Origin of the sequence: Actinoplanes sp. NPDC048791, from assembly GCF_040650095.1 — a bacterium.
In the GTDB taxonomy this organism is placed as follows: domain Bacteria; phylum Actinomycetota; class Actinomycetes; order Mycobacteriales; family Micromonosporaceae; genus Actinoplanes.
Window position 1 is genome coordinate 1 of the sequence record NZ_JBEZGQ010000113.1, and the last position, 13,918, is coordinate 13,918.

A 13,918-nucleotide genomic window follows, 5' to 3' on the forward strand; every position below is an offset into this window, starting at 1 on the left:
GCGGGGGCGGCGGCCTGCTCCGCGGGGGCGGCCTCCGAGGCAGACGCGGCCGTAGCCGTAGCCGTAGACGCGGCCGTGGCCGGGGTCGCGGGCGCAGGCGCAGCTGTGGGTGTGGTGGCGGTGGGCTGAGCCGCGGCCGGAGCGGCGGTCTCAGCGGTGGTGGTGGTCTCGGCGGCGGGCTTGTGCTTGGTCATCGGCACTTCTCCAGCATTTTCTTCAGCTCGACCTTCTCCTTGGTGGTGACCGTGAGCTTCCACCGGCTCTTCACCACGATCCAGTCCTGAGCGTATTGGCACCACGAGCCGGTCTGCTCGGGTTTCCAGGTGGACGGGTCCTGGTCACCCTTTGACCTGTTCGACGCGGCCGAAACCGCCACCAGCTGGGGATCGTCGAGATCGTTGGCGAACTTCTCGCGCTGGTCGGTGGTCCAGGCGGCCGCGCCCGAACGCCAGGCGTTGGCCAGGGGCACCACGTGGTCGATGTCCACCTTGGCCGGGTCGGTGATCTTGTCGCCGTCGTAGACGCTGATCCAGGTGCCCGCGACCACGTTGCAGCCGGAGACCTTGACCTTGGTGCCGTCGCGCTTGAGGACCGTGTCGCGGACGTCGCAGTTGCTGCCGGTGCTGTTCCAGTGCGGGAACTTGGCCCGGCTGTAGCCGCGCATCGAGCCGGTCTTCGTGACGACCTTGAGGGCGTCGAGCTTCTTGCGGGCCGCGGTGGGATCGGACTTCGTGGTGGTGGTGCCACCGGTCGGGTTCGAGCCGGAGCCCGAGCCGTTCTCGGCGGGCAGTTCGCAACCGGCGGCGACGGTCACGGTGAGCAGGGCGGCAGCGACACGCAGGGTCCACAGAGGAGTGATACGAGGGGGCACGAAGTAAGCGTATGCGCCCTACGCCCGCTTGGCGAAAGTCGTCATCCGTGCCGGATACGTCCCGCGCGCCGCCCGGGTGAACCTGGACGGCGCGCGGAACAAATGCTCAGCGGACGCGGTTGACCGCGCTCGTCACGGCCTTGATCGAGGCGGTGACGATGTTGGCGTCCAGCCCCACGCCCCACACCGTCTGGCCGTTGACCTCGCACTCCACGTACGCGGCGGCCTGGGCGTCGTGACCGGAGGACAGGGCGTGCTCGGCGTAGTCGAGGACCCGTACCTGGATGGCCAGCGGCTGCAGCGCCTGCACGTACGCGTCGATCGGGCCGTTGCCGACCCCGACGACCGGGCGCCGGGTGTTGCGGTGCCGGATCTCCGCGTCGATCTCGACCTTGCCGTCCACCGTGGCCGTGCTGTAGCGCTCCAGCTCGATGATGCCGAACTGCTGGTGGTCGACCAGGTACTCGCCCGCGAAGATGTCCCACATCTGCTGCGGGCCGACCTCGCCACCGTCGGTGTCGGTGAAGTGCTGCACCACGCCGGAGAACTCGATCTGCAGCCGGCGCGGCAGGTCGAGCTTGTGCTCCTCCTTCATGATGTACGCCACCCCGCCCTTGCCGGACTGCGAGTTGACCCGGATGACCGCCTCGTAGCTGCGGCCCACGTCCTTCGGGTCGATCGGCAGGTACGGCACGCCCCAGGTGAAGGCGTCCACGTCCACGCCGGCCTCGCCCGCGTCCTCGCGCAGTGCGGTCAGGCCCTTCTTGATCGCGTCCTGGTGCGAGCCGGAGAACGCGGTGTAGACCAGGTCACCGACGTACGGGTGACGCTCGTGCACGGGCAGCTGGTTGCAGTACTCCACCGCGCGCTTGATCTCGTCGATGTCCGAGAAGTCGATCATCGGGTCGATGCCCTGGGAGAAGATGTTCAGCCCCAGCGTCACCAGGTCCACGTTGCCGGTGCGCTCGCCGTTGCCGAACAGGCAGCCCTCGACGCGGTCGGCGCCGGCCAGCACGCCCAGCTCGGCGGCGGCGACGGCGGTGCCCCGGTCGTTGTGCGGGTGCAGGCTGAGGATGATGCTCTCGCGCCGCGGCAGGTGCCGGTGCATCCACTCGATCGAGTCGGCGTACACGTTGGGGGTGGCCATCTCGACGGTGGCCGGCAGGTTGATGATCAGCGGGCGGTCCGGCGTCGGGTCGATGACGTCGATGACCGCCGAGCAGATCTCCAGCGCGTACTCCAGCTCGGTGCCGGTGTAGGACTCGGGGGAGTACTCGTAGAAGATCTCGGTGTCCGGGGTGTGGATCTCCGCGTACTTCTGGCAGAGCCGCGCCCCGGTCGTCGCGATGTCGGTGATCCCGGCCTTGTCCAGGCCGAAGACGACCCGGCGCTGCAGCGTCGAGGTCGAGTTGTAGAAGTGCACGATGGCCCGCTTGGCGCCGCGGATCGACTCGAAGGTGCGGTCGATCAGGTGCTCGCGGCACTGCACCAGCACCTGGATCGTGACGTCGTCCGGGATCAGGTCCTGCTCGATGAGCTGGCGGACGAAGTCGAAGTCGGTCTGGCTGGCGGCCGGGAAGCCGACCTCGATCTCCTTGTAGCCCATGCCGACCAGCAGGTTGAACATGCGCCGCTTGCGCTCGGGGGACATCGGGTCGATCAGGGCCTGGTTGCCGTCGCGCAGGTCGACCGCGCACCAGCGGGGCGCGGCCTCGATGCGGCGGGCCGGCCACTGCCGGTCGGGCAGGTCGACGGCGAACTGCTGCTGGTAGGGCTGGTAACGCTGGAACGGCATCCGGCTGGGGCGCTGACGCGCGATGGGGTCGCCGGTTACATCCGTGGTGGAAGACATGGTGAGGGCTCCTGAAAAGTGGTCAGTTCCGAGGAACGACCGGCGCGCGTCAACTCCGCGACGAGGTGCCGGCCTGGGATGGGGCCTCGTCGCGGCAGCGAAGGAGAAGCGCCTGCCACATGTCGAACGTCACCCTACGTGATCATCGTGAACCTGCCCAACCCTACGCCCGGATCGTGGGAAGCAGGAGGTCAGGCGGGTGGCTTCACGCGGACGGTACCGGCTGGGACGGCACCACCGGCTGCTCGACCACCGGCGGGGGCGGCGGGGCGTCCTGGCCCATCGGCTCGCCGCCGGTCACCGGGCCGGGCAGGTCGATCGTGGGCGGGGCCGCGGCCGGCGCACCCGCGATGGTGAGCGTGCCGAACTTGACCCGGGCCGCGGTGAGCAGGCCGTCGTCGGCGTAGCAGTAGATGCCGACGTCGACCGGCGCGGACAGCGAGGCGGAGATCGTGTCGACGGAGAAGCACCGCCCGGTGGAGCCCTGGAGCGGCTGGGCGGCGGTCACCGACAGGGCTGACTGGCGATCGGTGAAGACCGGCAGCCACTGCCGGAAGACCCGCTGCACCTTCGGGTCGAATTCACGGGGGACCTTCTTGCCGGCGTCGGCCACCCGTACGCAGGACGGGCTGACCGGGTTGGTCGCCGAGGGGATGGCGCACTGGAACAACCCGGAAGGGAGCTGGGCGATCGACACGTCAGCCGTACCGCCGAGGGCGCCGGACGGGATGTCCACCCGCCACGATCCGTCGACCGCGACCGTCGCCAGGACCGAGCGCGGGGCGAAGCCCGGCGTCTGCAGGGTGTACATCGCGGAGAAGCGGTGGTCCTCGGCCAGCGCGGCCCGCGCGGCCAGCGCGACCCGGGCGTCCTGGTCCGGAGCCGGCGCGGACACCGACGGGGACGCGGTGGGCTCCTGCGCGGGCGCCGAGTCACCGCAGGCGGAGACGCCGAGGGTGAGCAGGGCGGCGGCCAGCGTGGGCAACACACGCGTGGCGGGGCGGGAGCGCATCGAGACATTCTCGCCTCTCATCGCCCGGACCGGTCGTTGCGGGCACCGGAACCCTTTCCCGGCGTGTCGTATGTCGCAGCGGCCGGAATCTGGGATCGCGTGTCAGCGATCGGGACGCCCGCCGCTAGTCTGGGTGGCGATTGACCGACTGGCGCCGCCGGGCCGCTGATCTCCTGGCCAGGCGGCGTCGGCACGTGTGGGGTGGAAAGGAGCCGGCTGCCGTGGCCCTCGTGGTGCAGAAGTACGGCGGTTCGTCCGTCGCTGATGCCGAGCGCATCAAGCGCGTGGCGGAGCGCATCGTGGCCGCTCGCAAGGCCGGCGACGACGTGGTGGTCGTGGTGTCCGCGATGGGCGACACCACCGACAACCTGCTGGACCTGGCCAACCAGGTCAGCCCGCTGCCACCCGGCCGTGAGCTGGACATGCTGCTCACCGCGGGCGAGCGCATCTCGATGGCGCTGCTGGCCATGGCCATCCACAACCTGGGGTACGAGGCCCGGTCCTACACCGGCTCGCAGGCCGGCGTGCTGACCACCTCGGTGCACGGCAAGGCCCGGATCATCGACGTGACCCCGGGCCGGCTGCGCACCGCGCTGGACGAGGGCGCGATCGCGATCGTGGCCGGCTTCCAGGGCGTCTCGCAGGACACCAAGGACATCACCACCCTGGGCCGCGGCGGCTCCGACACGACCGCTGTCGCGCTGGCCGCCGCGCTGCACGCCGACGTGTGCGAGATCTACACCGACGTCGACGGGGTCTTCACCGCCGACCCGCGGATCGTCCCGAACGCCCGGCACATCAAGCAGATCACCTACGAGGAGATGCTCGAGCTCGCCGCGGGTGGGGCGAAGGTGCTGATGTTGAGATGTGTCGAGTACGCACGGCGGTTCAAGGTGCCGATCCACGTACGCTCTTCGTACTCGAACAAGCAGGGCACGCTGGTCACCGGATCGATGGAGGACGCGGGAGTGGAACAAGCGCTGATCACCGGGGTCGCCCACGACCGCAGCGAGGCGAAGATCACGATCGTCGGTGTGCCCGACGAGCCCGGCGCGGCCGGCCGCATCTTCGAGACGGTCGCCCAGGCCGAGATCAACATCGACATGATCGTGCAGAACGTGTCGACCGAGGGCACCGGCCGCACCGACATCTCCTTCACGCTGCCCAAGGCCGACGGCCCCACCGCGATGGCCGCCCTGGACAAGATCAAGGAGCAGACCCGCTTCAAGTCGCTGCTCTTCGACGACCACGTGGGCAAGGTGTCGCTGATCGGCGCCGGCATGCGTTCGCACCCGGGCGTCGCCGCGTCGTTCTTCGCCTGCATCGGTGAGGCCGGGGTCAACATCGAGATGATCTCGACCTCGGAGATCCGGGTCTCGGTCGTCTGCCGCGACAGCGACCTCGACACCGCGGTACGCGCAGTGCACGACACGTTCGAGCTCGGTGGCAACGAGACCGCTGTGGTCTACGCCGGGACCGGCCGGTAGCCGGCGGATGCCGCAGCAGCAGCCCACGCTGGCTGTCGTCGGAGCCACCGGCTCCGTCGGCACGGTCATGCGTGAGCTGCTGACCTCCCGCCGCAACGTCTGGGGCGAGATCCGGCTGATCGCGTCCGCCCGCTCGGCCGGCCAGGAGCTGTCCTGCCGCGGCGAGCAGCTGGTCGTCCAGGAGCTGACCCCCGAGGTCTTCGACGGCGTCGACGTGGCGATGTTCGACGTGCCTGACGCCGTCTCGATCCAGTGGGCCCCGATCGCGGTGGAGCGCGGTGCCACGGTCGTCGACAACTCGTCGGCGTTCCGGATGGAGGCCGACGTCCCGCTGGTCGTGCCCGAGGTCAACCAGGAGGAGCTGCGGCGCCGCCCGCGCGGCATCGTCGCCAACGCCAACTGCACCACGATGGCCATGATCATGGCGATCGCCCCGCTGCACCGCGAGTACGGCCTGCGTGAGCTGGTCCTGGCGAGCTACCAGGCGGTCTCCGGAGCCGGTCAGGTCGGCGTGGACACCCTGCACGACCAGCTGATGAAGGTGGCCGGCGACCGGACGCTGGGCTCCCGGCCGGGCAACGTCCGCCAGGCGGTCGGCGACGACCTGGGCCCGTTCACCGCGCCGATGGCCCTCAACGTGGTCCCGTGGTCGGGCGACCTGGCCACGGACGGCTGGTCGTCGGAGGAGCTCAAGCTCCGCAACGAAAGCCGCAAGATCCTCAACCTGCCGGCCCTGAAGGTCTCCGCGACCTGCGTCCGGGTCCCGGTGGTGACCGGCCACTCGATCGCGGTGCACGCGGTCTTCGGCTCGGAACTGGACGCCGAGGGCGCGCGCCAGGTGCTGCGCAACGCCCCGGGCGTGATCCTGGTCGACGACCCGGAAGCCGGCGAATACCCGATGCCGATCGACGCGGTCGGCACTGACCCGTCCTGGGTGGGCCGCATCCGCCGCGCGATGGACGACCCCCGGGCGCTGGACCTGTTCATCACGGGCGACAACATGCGCAAGGGCGCGGCGCTGAACACGGTGCAGATCGCGGAGCTGCTGGCGGCGGAGATCGCCAAGCGCTGAGCCCCGGGGTGGGAGCCCTGGCCGGGATCCCACCCTGCAACTACCGGTTCAGGACAGGCTGACTTCGACACCGCCCGAGAACGGGCTGTCATGCAGTTCCATCCTGGTGAGCTTGACGGACTTGGGCACGTCGTAGATGAGGCGCCCCTTGGCGCTGTTGCCGGGGTTGATCTCGTTCAGGAACGTGGCGTTGTCCTGGTTGGCGTACATCTCGGCCGCGCCGTCGTTGGAGAACTCGGTGCCCTGGGCGTCCATTGCCTTCTGCGACGAACCATGGAACAGCTGAGCTTCCTTGCCGATGTTCTTCACGGTCACGCTGACCATGCAGAACTTGCCCTGCGCCTTCTTGTTCAGGTATTCGTTGCCGACCTTCGTCTTGGCGCAGTCGACCTTGGTGACGACGAACTCGAACTTCCCGTCCCGTACCGGATCGCCGATGCCGGGCGTGGCCTTCGCGGCCTGCGTCTTCTTGGCCGGCGCCGCTGTCTTCTTGGCCGGCGCCGCCTTCGCCGCGGTGGTGGTCTCCTGCGCGGCGGGTGCGGCAGCTTCCTCAGCGACTGCCTTCGTCTCGTCCCCTCCACTGGCGACGGCGGCGATGACTCCGCCGGCACAGCAAAGACCGAACAAGCCGGCGACGATGCCGAGAATGAGCTTCGCGTTGCCCTTCTTCGGCGCCGGCGGCTGCCCGGCCAGGGGATACCCCGGCGGCGGGCCGTAGCCGGGTGCCACTGGCGGTTGATACGGCTGGTTGGGGTCGTACGACATGGGGTGGCTCCAGGCGGACCGGGGTGAGGACTGGTGCGCGGCCGGGCCCCAGTCCAAGAAACCCGGCCGCGCGATCACCCTGGGTGCCCGAGACGCCAACGCAGCGCAGGCGCGACGGGGACTCCGCCTGGTGACGACCCGATCGAGCCGAACGGCATCGACCGACCGACAAAGGTTGCCGGGTCGAGCCGGTCAGCGGAACTGGATCGGGCCGTCACGAGGTGTGCTGGTGTCCCGTCGGCGGGTCAGCGGACGCTGACGGCCGATGCCGAGCGGGCCACCTCGTCCGCCGCCTCAATGACCAGGCCGCGGGTCTGGCCGGCCAGCGTCACCTGCTCGCCCATGACCGACGAGGCCAGCCGCTGGGCGTCGGCCACCGAGCTGAGCCGGCTGGTCATGCCCGACACCGCCGCGCCGACCGCGGCCGCGCCGGTGGTCACCTCGTTGACAGTGGACTCGATCCGGGCAGTTGCTTCCGCGGTTTGGCCCGCCAGCTGCTTGACCTCGCTGGCCACGACCGCGAAGCCCTTGCCGACCTCGCCGGCGCGGGCGGCTTCGATCGTCGCGTTCAGGGCGAGCAGGTTGGTCTGGTCGGCGACCGCCTGGATCAGGCCGGCGATCGTCGCGATGTCGGCCACGGAGGTGCGCAGCTCCTCGAGTGACTTCAGGGCCACGTCGGCGTCCGACAGGGTGGTGCCGACCTGGTCGCTGGCGTGCTCGACGGTGCGGGCCACATCCGACAGGGCGGATTCGAAGCCGCTCAGGGCCTCGTCGGCGTCGGTGCGCAGGCGGGCGCCGGTCTCGCTGGTGTGCTGCAGGACGTCCTCCAGGCGGACGGCCATCTGCTCGGCCCGGTCCAGCTGGGAGGCGGCCTCGGCACGGGCCATCTCCTCACGGCGGGCGGCCTCGTCGGCGGCGGCCCGGAGTTGGCTCGCGTTCTCCTCGGCCTGCTCGGCCTGCCGGCGCTCGTTCTCGCGGCGGGCCGCGGCGTCGAAGTGCCAGTACGTGATCTGAGCGGCGGCCATCGCCAGCACGAAGAACGTGTGCAGCAGGGCGCGGCCCAGCACGCCGTTGGTGCTGTGGTCGGTGTGGGCGAAGACCAGCTCCGGCGCGATCAGGCCGATACCGAAGTGGTGGGCGGCGACCAGGGACACGGCCAGGGCGAAGGCGATCCACTCCTGGTAAAGGCCGATGAGGGCGATCACCACGAAGAAGTGGAAGTGCAGGTCGATCATGCCGCCACCGGCGTGCACCAGGGCGTCCGCGGCGAGCAGGAAGCCGACGCTGGTGGCGATGGCCCGGCCGCGCTGGGTCGCCGCGGTGCCGGAGACGACCCCGCAGACCAGCACCGCGCCGAGTACGCAGAGCAGCAGAGTGGCGTGGTGTCCCGGGCTGAGCTCGCCGCTGAAGAAGCCGAGCGTCAGGATCACCGGCACGTGCGTCCACAGCAGCAGCCGTAGCACGCGGTGCCGGGCGGCGAATGCCTGCTCCGACAGGGTTACGTCGGGTACGAGGCGGCTGAGCAGGGTCATCGGTGCACCTTTCACATGGCGGGGTCCTGGATCAGGATGTGCCGCCCGCGGTGCCGTCGCCGGTGTCCGGCAGTAGCTCTCCGGTTGCCGCCCGAATTAATCCTTGAAGTTTCTTTACAAATACCGCTGCATCTAGTTGAGTCGATGTAACTCCCCGCTTTTCTCGCACCAGTGCGCGTCCCCCGACGCACGGAAGGTGAGCCATGTCCAAAAAACGGCTCCTATCGATCGTGGCCACGCTCAGCGTCGCCCTGGCCGGCGCCGCCGCGGCTGTGCTGCCCATGACGGCATCGAACGCGGCCGAGGCCTGCGTCGCCGCCTACAACAGTTCGACCGTCTACACCGGAAGCCAGCGGGCCTCGTACAACGGCCGTAACTGGACCGCCAAGTGGTGGACCCAGGGCGAGGCGCCGAGCACCGGCGGCTCGGGTGTCTGGGCCGACAACGGCGCCTGCGGTGGCGGTACCACGCCCCCGCCCGGCAACACGACCTGCAACTACCCGAACTGGGCCGCGGGCACGTTCTACCCGGCCGGCTCGATCGTGCGGTACACGAACGGCGGTTACTACCGGGCCAAGAACGAGAACCCGGGCTACGACCCGGTCATCAGCACCTGGTACTGGGAGCCGTACAACTGCAGCGGCGGCGGCACGACCACCCCGCCGCCCGTCGGATCCGGGGGCTTCCCGGTCAGCGAGGCGCAGTTCAACCAGATGTTCCCGAACCGGATCGGGTTCTACTCGTACTCCGGCCTGATCGACGCGATCAAGAAGTACCCCGCGTTCACCCGGACCGGCAGTGACACGGTCAAGAAGCAGGAGGCCGCGGCCTTCCTGGCCAACGTCAACCACGAGTCCGGTGGCCTGGTCTACGTCGAGGAGATCAACCAGGCGAACTGGCCGCTGTACTGCGACCGGTCCCAGTCGTACGGCTGCCCGGCCGGCCAGAACGCGTACCACGGGCGCGGCCCGATCCAGCTGAGCTGGAACTTCAACTACAAGGCGGCCGGCGACGCGCTCGGCATCGACCTGCTCAACAACCCGGACCGGGTCAAGAACGAGGCGTCGGTCGCCTACCAGACCGCCGTCTGGTACTGGATGACCCAGCGCGGGCCGGGCTCGATGACGCCGCACGACGCCATGGTCAACAGCCGCGGTTTCGGTGAGACGATCCGCAGCATCAACGGCTCGCTGGAGTGCAACGGCGGCAACCCCGCCCAGGTGCAGAGCCGGATCGACGCCTACAACCGGTTCACGAGCATTCTCGGCGTGAGCCCGGGCGGCAACCTGTCCTGCTGATCTTTGTTCGCCGGGTGCACGGGGGTACGGTCGCTGCGGCCGTACCCCCGCTGCCTTTTGTCCTGCTCAGAGCGCGAGTTGCGGCCGGGCCGGGACCCCGACGACGGCCGGGCTGACCGACCGGGCGGGCAGTTGCTGGGGCACGGTGCTGGGCACGAGCATCGATTCGAGCGCGGGCGCGATCGACCGGCGCTCGTTGATCTGGATCAGCCGCGCGGCCCGGGCCAGCGAGCCGGTCTCGCCGTCCCGGAAGCCCTCGCGATAGCCCTTCTCATAGCGTTCGCCGCGACCGAGGGCACGACCGATGGCGAAACAGGACGAACCGGCGAGGGCTAAGAGGAAGAGCAGCGCGAAGGGTGTCACGACAAGCCTTTCAGCGAAATTGACGGCCTATAGCCCGCAAAATAGCCGAAACAGGACACCATTAATGCGTGCCCGCAGATCAACTACGCGTACGGGTGACTTTTGTTTGGACGATGGCGCCAGGCCCCCGGCGGCACCGGCGGCAGACCGCCTGACAGGCTGTTCCGGTGACTGACTCTGACCTTGCGCGGCAGGTCCGCGACGTGAGCCGGCTGACCGGCGAGTTCGTGCTCCGCTCCGGCCGCACCGCCACGGAATACTTCGACAAGTACCAGTTCGAGGCCGACCCGGTGCTGCTGGACCAGCTCGCCGAGCAGATGGCGGTGCTGATCCCCGAGGGCACCGAGGTGCTGGCCGGGCTCGAGATGGGCGGCATCGCGGTGGTGACGGCCCTGGGCCGGCACGCCAAGCTGCCCTGCGCGTTTGTCCGCAAAGAGGCCAAGAAGTACGGCACCGCCCGCCTGGCCGAGGGCGCCGAGGTGGCGGGCCGCCGGGTGCTGGTGGTCGAGGACGTCGTCACCTCCGGCGGCCAGGTGGTGATCTCGACGGGCGAGCTGCGCAAGCTCGGCGCCCACGTCGACCACGCGCTGTGCGTGATCGACCGCCAGGAAGGCGGCGCCGAGTCGCTGGCCCAGGAGGGCATCAAGCTCCGGGCGCTGCTCACCCGGGCTGATCTGTCATAGCCAGGACCCACTCCAGGTAGGCGGGATTACCCCCGGTCACCGGCAGGGCGAGCACGCACGGTACGTCGTAAGCATGCTCGGCGTCGGCCCGGGCGACGATCCGCTCCACCAGTGAGGCCCGCGTGTGCAAGGCGACGCGGGCCTCCGGATCGTCGTGCACCGCACCCTCCCAGCGGTAGACGGAGCGGATCGCGGTGGTCTGGTGCCCACAGGCGGCGAGCCGGTCCTCGACGAGGCGCCGGGTGAAACCGGCCAGCCACTCGCCGTCGGCCGCGGTGACCACAACCTCACAGATCTGTTCGTCGGTCATGGCCAGGATTCTGCCGCGGTGCGATGCTCGACTGGTGGTGATCGATCTCGGCGACGCTTCCGCCGTACCGGAGACACCACCGTCTCCCGGCACCACCCGCAGGCGGCCGATGGCCCTGGGTCTGGTTGTGCTGGCCACGCTGGCGCCGGCGGGGTCCGTGCCGGCCGAGCCGCCGCGCGTGCGCCCGATCCTGGTCACGGACGACCTGGCCGGAGCCTTCACGCTCGCGCCGGCGGCCCTGTTCACGTCGAGCTTCGTCGGCCGGCAGGCCCTGGTACGCCGGTACTCGCTGGCCGACAGCTCGGTCCAGTGGACCACCGCCCTGCCCCAATCCGTGGGCGACCTCGAACTGGCCGGCGCCGACGTCCTGACAGTGATCTCCCCCGAGAACGCCCAGACCTCATTCCTGGACAGCGACACGGGCACTGTCCTGTGGCGCCGGACCGCGGGCGCCACCACGGTGCTCACAGTGACCGACGACAGCGTCCTGATGACCTCGGCCGGCGCCGCCATCGAGTACATCGTCCTGGAACGGGCCGCCCTGCGGACCGGGAAGCCGCTGTGGTCCCGGCGCCTGGACGCCGCCGGTTACCTCGACGTCGGCGACGCCGGCCGGATCGTCACAGTGGACCGGCAGGGCCGCGCCACCGTGCTGAGCCTGACCGACGGCACGGTGCGCGCCACGGCGGACCTCGGTGTCGAGCTGAACCTGGGCCGGTTCGCCGGGGACGGCGACACCACGCGCTTCGTGACGTCCGGCGACCGCCTGTATCTGACCCGCCGGGAGGGCGGCGCCGGGTCCGTCACCGCGTACCGGCTCACCGACCTGCGGCAACTGTGGCGCACGGCGATCCCGTTCGGCTGGCCGACGGGTTGTGGCGCGTACCTGTGCGTGTCGACGGCCGCCGGCATGACGGTGCTGGACGCCGGGACCGGCGAAGCCCGCTGGTCCAGCACGGACTGGCGGCTGGGCGCGGACTCCGCGGCACTGCGGATACCGGGTCCGGCGCGGCTGATGGTCACCGACGCCCGGCACACCGGACGCCAGGCCCTGCTCGATCCGGCGACCGGACGGATGCGGTCGATGCTGGGCCACAGCGAGCAGGTGGGTGCCCTGCTGCTGCGCGTGGACACGGCGGAGCCCGGGCGCACCTGGATCCAGCAGCTCGGCCCCGGCGACGAGGTACGCACGATCGGGCGCCTCGACGGCATGTCCCTGGAACGGTGTCTGGCCGTCGCCGCCTATCTGGCCTGCGCGAACCGCAACGGGCGGGCGAACGTCTGGCAGCTCACGAGTGATAACTGAGGTTCAGCACGAAAGCGGCCACCGAGGTGGTGAGGAAGACAGCAGGACCCACGAGCTGGCGGGAGCCGACCCGCAGATGCGCGACGAACGCACCGACGAAGTAGAGGATCAGACCGGCGGCGGCGAGGGCGCCGAGCAGCGGTACGGCGAACCCGGCGAGCAGCCCGAGCGAACCGGCCGCCAGGCACGAACCCAGCCAGGGCAGCCACGACCGCGGCACCCGCTTCATGTCGGCCTGAGCCTTGGGAAAGTCGTGGCCGATCAGATAGAAGACGGCGGCGGTGCCGGTGAAGACCGCGCCGATGATGGTGACCGTGACGTAAGCAGCGAACATGAACGTCCCTCCTGGGCCTGTTGGGAGAAGGACGAGCCGGCCCGGCGGAACGTGACGTCTTCCAGCTGGCTGTACCTGCGGCGGGCAGCTGGATGGATCGAGGCCCGCACCCGTCTTTCCTAGGGTTTCGGACATGAGTTCACACACCTCGTCCCTCCGCCGCCTGGCGCTGGTCGCCGCCGCGGCAGCAGTCGCGGTCACCTCGTTCGCACCGGCCGGTGCCGCGGCGCCCACCGCCCGCCCGGCCGGATCCGAGGTCAAGTGGGGCTCCTGCCCGACCGGCGCGCCCGCTCCCCAGCAATGCGCGACGCTCCGGGTGCCGCTCGACTACCGCCACCCGCACGGCCGCACCATCGCGATCGAGATTTCCCGGATCCCGGCGGCCGACCCGGCGAAACGCAAAGGCGTCCTGATGACCAACGGCGGCGGTCCCAGCGCCAGCCTCGACGTGCCCACCGCGCTGGGCGGGCTGCTGCCGGCCGAGGTCCGCGCCAGCTACGACCTCGTGGCCTTCGACCCACGAGGCATCGGCTACAGCACCCCGATCAGCTGCGGCCGCGGCGCCGACGAACTGGTCCGCGACCTCCAGTACGGCATCCTGTCCTTCCCGTCCGCCGACGGCTCGATCGGCGCGAACGCGGCCTACGCCAAGCGCATGGCCGAGCAGTGTGCGGCTCACTCCGGCCCGATGCTGCAACACCTGACCACCGCGAACGTCGCCCGCGACATGGACCAGATCCGCCGGGCCCTCGGCGAGCGCACGGTCTCCTACTACGGCATCTCCTGGGGCACGTACGTCGGCTCGACCTACCGGGCGCTGTTCCCGCAGACGATCGACCGGATGGTCATCGACAGCTCGGTGGACCCGAACGAGCGTGGTTACGCCGACTTCCAGGCCTTCAGTGGGGCGATGGAGGACCGGTGGCCGGATCTGGCCGCGTTCGGTGTCACCAACGCTGAGACCGTGCGGCTGGGCAGCACTCCGCGGCAGGTCCGGAAGAACTACCTGGCGTTGACGGGGGTCTGTAAAACG

The 13,918-nt window shown here is 69.9% G+C and carries 15 protein-coding genes; 6 read left to right on the forward strand and 9 right to left on the reverse strand.

Features of this window, described 5'->3' with window-relative positions; all coding sequences use genetic code 11:
• The 4 genes from AB0C29_RS11600 to AB0C29_RS11615 all read right to left on the reverse strand — a co-directional run.
• Positions 1–194, reverse strand: a 194-nt coding sequence (locus AB0C29_RS11600) for a hypothetical protein (protein ID WP_360818714.1), incomplete at its 3' end; no start/stop codon positions are given.
• Positions 191–871, reverse strand: a complete 681-nt coding sequence (locus AB0C29_RS11605; RefSeq protein WP_360818717.1) for an HNH endonuclease family protein — start codon at positions 869–871, stop codon at positions 191–193. The genes AB0C29_RS11605 and AB0C29_RS11600, both read right to left, overlap by 4 nt.
• 106 nt (positions 872–977) lie before the next feature.
• The gene (leuA, locus tag AB0C29_RS11610; protein WP_360818719.1) at positions 978–2,723 is read right to left on the reverse strand and encodes a 2-isopropylmalate synthase; all 1,746 of its coding nucleotides are present in this window, start codon (positions 2,721–2,723) and stop codon (positions 978–980) included.
• 205 nt (positions 2,724–2,928) lie between these two features.
• A complete protein-coding gene (locus tag AB0C29_RS11615; RefSeq protein ID WP_360818722.1) occupies positions 2,929–3,735 on the reverse strand; it encodes a hypothetical protein in 807 nt (268 codons plus the stop codon).
• A gap of 221 nt (positions 3,736–3,956) precedes the next feature.
• Between AB0C29_RS11615 and AB0C29_RS11620 the strand changes: the two genes are divergently transcribed.
• Both AB0C29_RS11620 and AB0C29_RS11625 read left to right on the forward strand, forming a co-directional pair.
• Positions 3,957–5,222 carry an aspartate kinase gene (locus AB0C29_RS11620; protein ID WP_212987807.1) on the forward strand — a complete coding sequence of 422 codons (1,266 nt, stop codon included), beginning with the start codon at positions 3,957–3,959 and terminating at the stop codon, positions 5,220–5,222.
• Between the two features lie 7 nt (positions 5,223–5,229).
• Positions 5,230–6,294: an aspartate-semialdehyde dehydrogenase gene (locus AB0C29_RS11625; RefSeq protein ID WP_360546199.1), complete on the forward strand. Its 1,065-nt coding sequence runs from the start codon at positions 5,230–5,232 to the stop codon at positions 6,292–6,294.
• A gap of 48 nt (positions 6,295–6,342) precedes the next feature.
• Here the strand turns inward: AB0C29_RS11625 and AB0C29_RS11630 are convergent, their stop codons facing one another.
• On the reverse strand, positions 6,343–7,059 hold the full coding sequence (locus tag AB0C29_RS11630; protein WP_360818725.1) for a DUF4352 domain-containing protein: 717 nt from the start codon (positions 7,057–7,059) through the stop codon (positions 6,343–6,345).
• Between the two features lie 245 nt (positions 7,060–7,304).
• Positions 7,305–8,591, reverse strand: a complete 1,287-nt coding sequence (locus AB0C29_RS11635; protein WP_360818728.1) for a methyl-accepting chemotaxis protein — start codon at positions 8,589–8,591, stop codon at positions 7,305–7,307.
• A 203-nt stretch (positions 8,592–8,794) separates the two neighbouring features.
• On the opposite strand from AB0C29_RS11635, the gene AB0C29_RS11640 reads away from it, so the two are divergent.
• Positions 8,795–9,889: a glycoside hydrolase family 19 protein gene (locus AB0C29_RS11640; protein ID WP_360818731.1), complete on the forward strand. Its 1,095-nt coding sequence runs from the start codon at positions 8,795–8,797 to the stop codon at positions 9,887–9,889.
• A 66-nt stretch (positions 9,890–9,955) separates the two neighbouring features.
• On the opposite strand, the gene AB0C29_RS11645 is transcribed toward AB0C29_RS11640, so the two are convergent.
• Positions 9,956–10,252: a hypothetical protein gene (locus AB0C29_RS11645; RefSeq protein WP_360546193.1), complete on the reverse strand. Its 297-nt coding sequence runs from the start codon at positions 10,250–10,252 to the stop codon at positions 9,956–9,958.
• 167 nt (positions 10,253–10,419) lie between these two features.
• Here AB0C29_RS11645 and pyrE point away from each other — a divergent pair, with 167 nt between their 5' ends.
• On the forward strand, positions 10,420–10,935 hold the full coding sequence (gene pyrE / locus AB0C29_RS11650) for an orotate phosphoribosyltransferase (RefSeq protein WP_360818734.1): 516 nt from the start codon (positions 10,420–10,422) through the stop codon (positions 10,933–10,935).
• On the opposite strand, the gene cutA is transcribed toward pyrE, so the two are convergent.
• Positions 10,913–11,245, reverse strand: a complete 333-nt coding sequence (gene cutA, locus AB0C29_RS11655) for a divalent-cation tolerance protein CutA (protein ID WP_360818737.1) — start codon at positions 11,243–11,245, stop codon at positions 10,913–10,915. The genes pyrE and cutA overlap by 23 nt on opposite strands.
• A gap of 34 nt (positions 11,246–11,279) precedes the next feature.
• Here cutA and AB0C29_RS11660 point away from each other — a divergent pair, with 34 nt between their 5' ends.
• Positions 11,280–12,551, forward strand: a complete 1,272-nt coding sequence (locus AB0C29_RS11660) for a PQQ-binding-like beta-propeller repeat protein (RefSeq protein WP_360818740.1) — start codon at positions 11,280–11,282, stop codon at positions 12,549–12,551.
• Here AB0C29_RS11660 and AB0C29_RS11665 read toward each other — a convergent pair.
• Positions 12,535–12,885, reverse strand: a complete 351-nt coding sequence (locus AB0C29_RS11665; protein ID WP_360818743.1) for a DoxX family protein — start codon at positions 12,883–12,885, stop codon at positions 12,535–12,537. The genes AB0C29_RS11660 and AB0C29_RS11665 overlap by 17 nt on opposite strands.
• A gap of 133 nt (positions 12,886–13,018) precedes the next feature.
• Between AB0C29_RS11665 and AB0C29_RS11670 the strand changes: the two genes are divergently transcribed.
• A partial coding sequence (locus AB0C29_RS11670; RefSeq protein WP_360818746.1) for an alpha/beta fold hydrolase occupies positions 13,019–13,918 on the forward strand: 900 nt, incomplete at its 3' end.

Coding starts and splice junctions, on each gene's coding strand:
- AB0C29_RS11635 (WP_360818728.1), bottom strand. CDS start 8,591: ATGACCCTGCTCAGCCGCCTCGTACCCGACGTAACCCTGTCGGAGCAG.
- leuA (WP_360818719.1), bottom strand. CDS start 2,723: ATGTCTTCCACCACGGATGTAACCGGCGACCCCATCGCGCGTCAGCGC.
- AB0C29_RS11630 (WP_360818725.1), bottom strand. CDS start 7,059: ATGTCGTACGACCCCAACCAGCCGTATCAACCGCCAGTGGCACCCGGC.
- AB0C29_RS11665 (WP_360818743.1), bottom strand. CDS start 12,885: ATGTTCGCTGCTTACGTCACGGTCACCATCATCGGCGCGGTCTTCACC.
- AB0C29_RS11625 (WP_360546199.1), top strand. CDS start 5,230: ATGCCGCAGCAGCAGCCCACGCTGGCTGTCGTCGGAGCCACCGGCTCC.
- AB0C29_RS11640 (WP_360818731.1), top strand. CDS start 8,795: ATGTCCAAAAAACGGCTCCTATCGATCGTGGCCACGCTCAGCGTCGCC.
- AB0C29_RS11615 (WP_360818722.1), bottom strand. CDS start 3,735: ATGCGCTCCCGCCCCGCCACGCGTGTGTTGCCCACGCTGGCCGCCGCC.
- cutA (WP_360818737.1), bottom strand. CDS start 11,245: ATGACCGACGAACAGATCTGTGAGGTTGTGGTCACCGCGGCCGACGGC.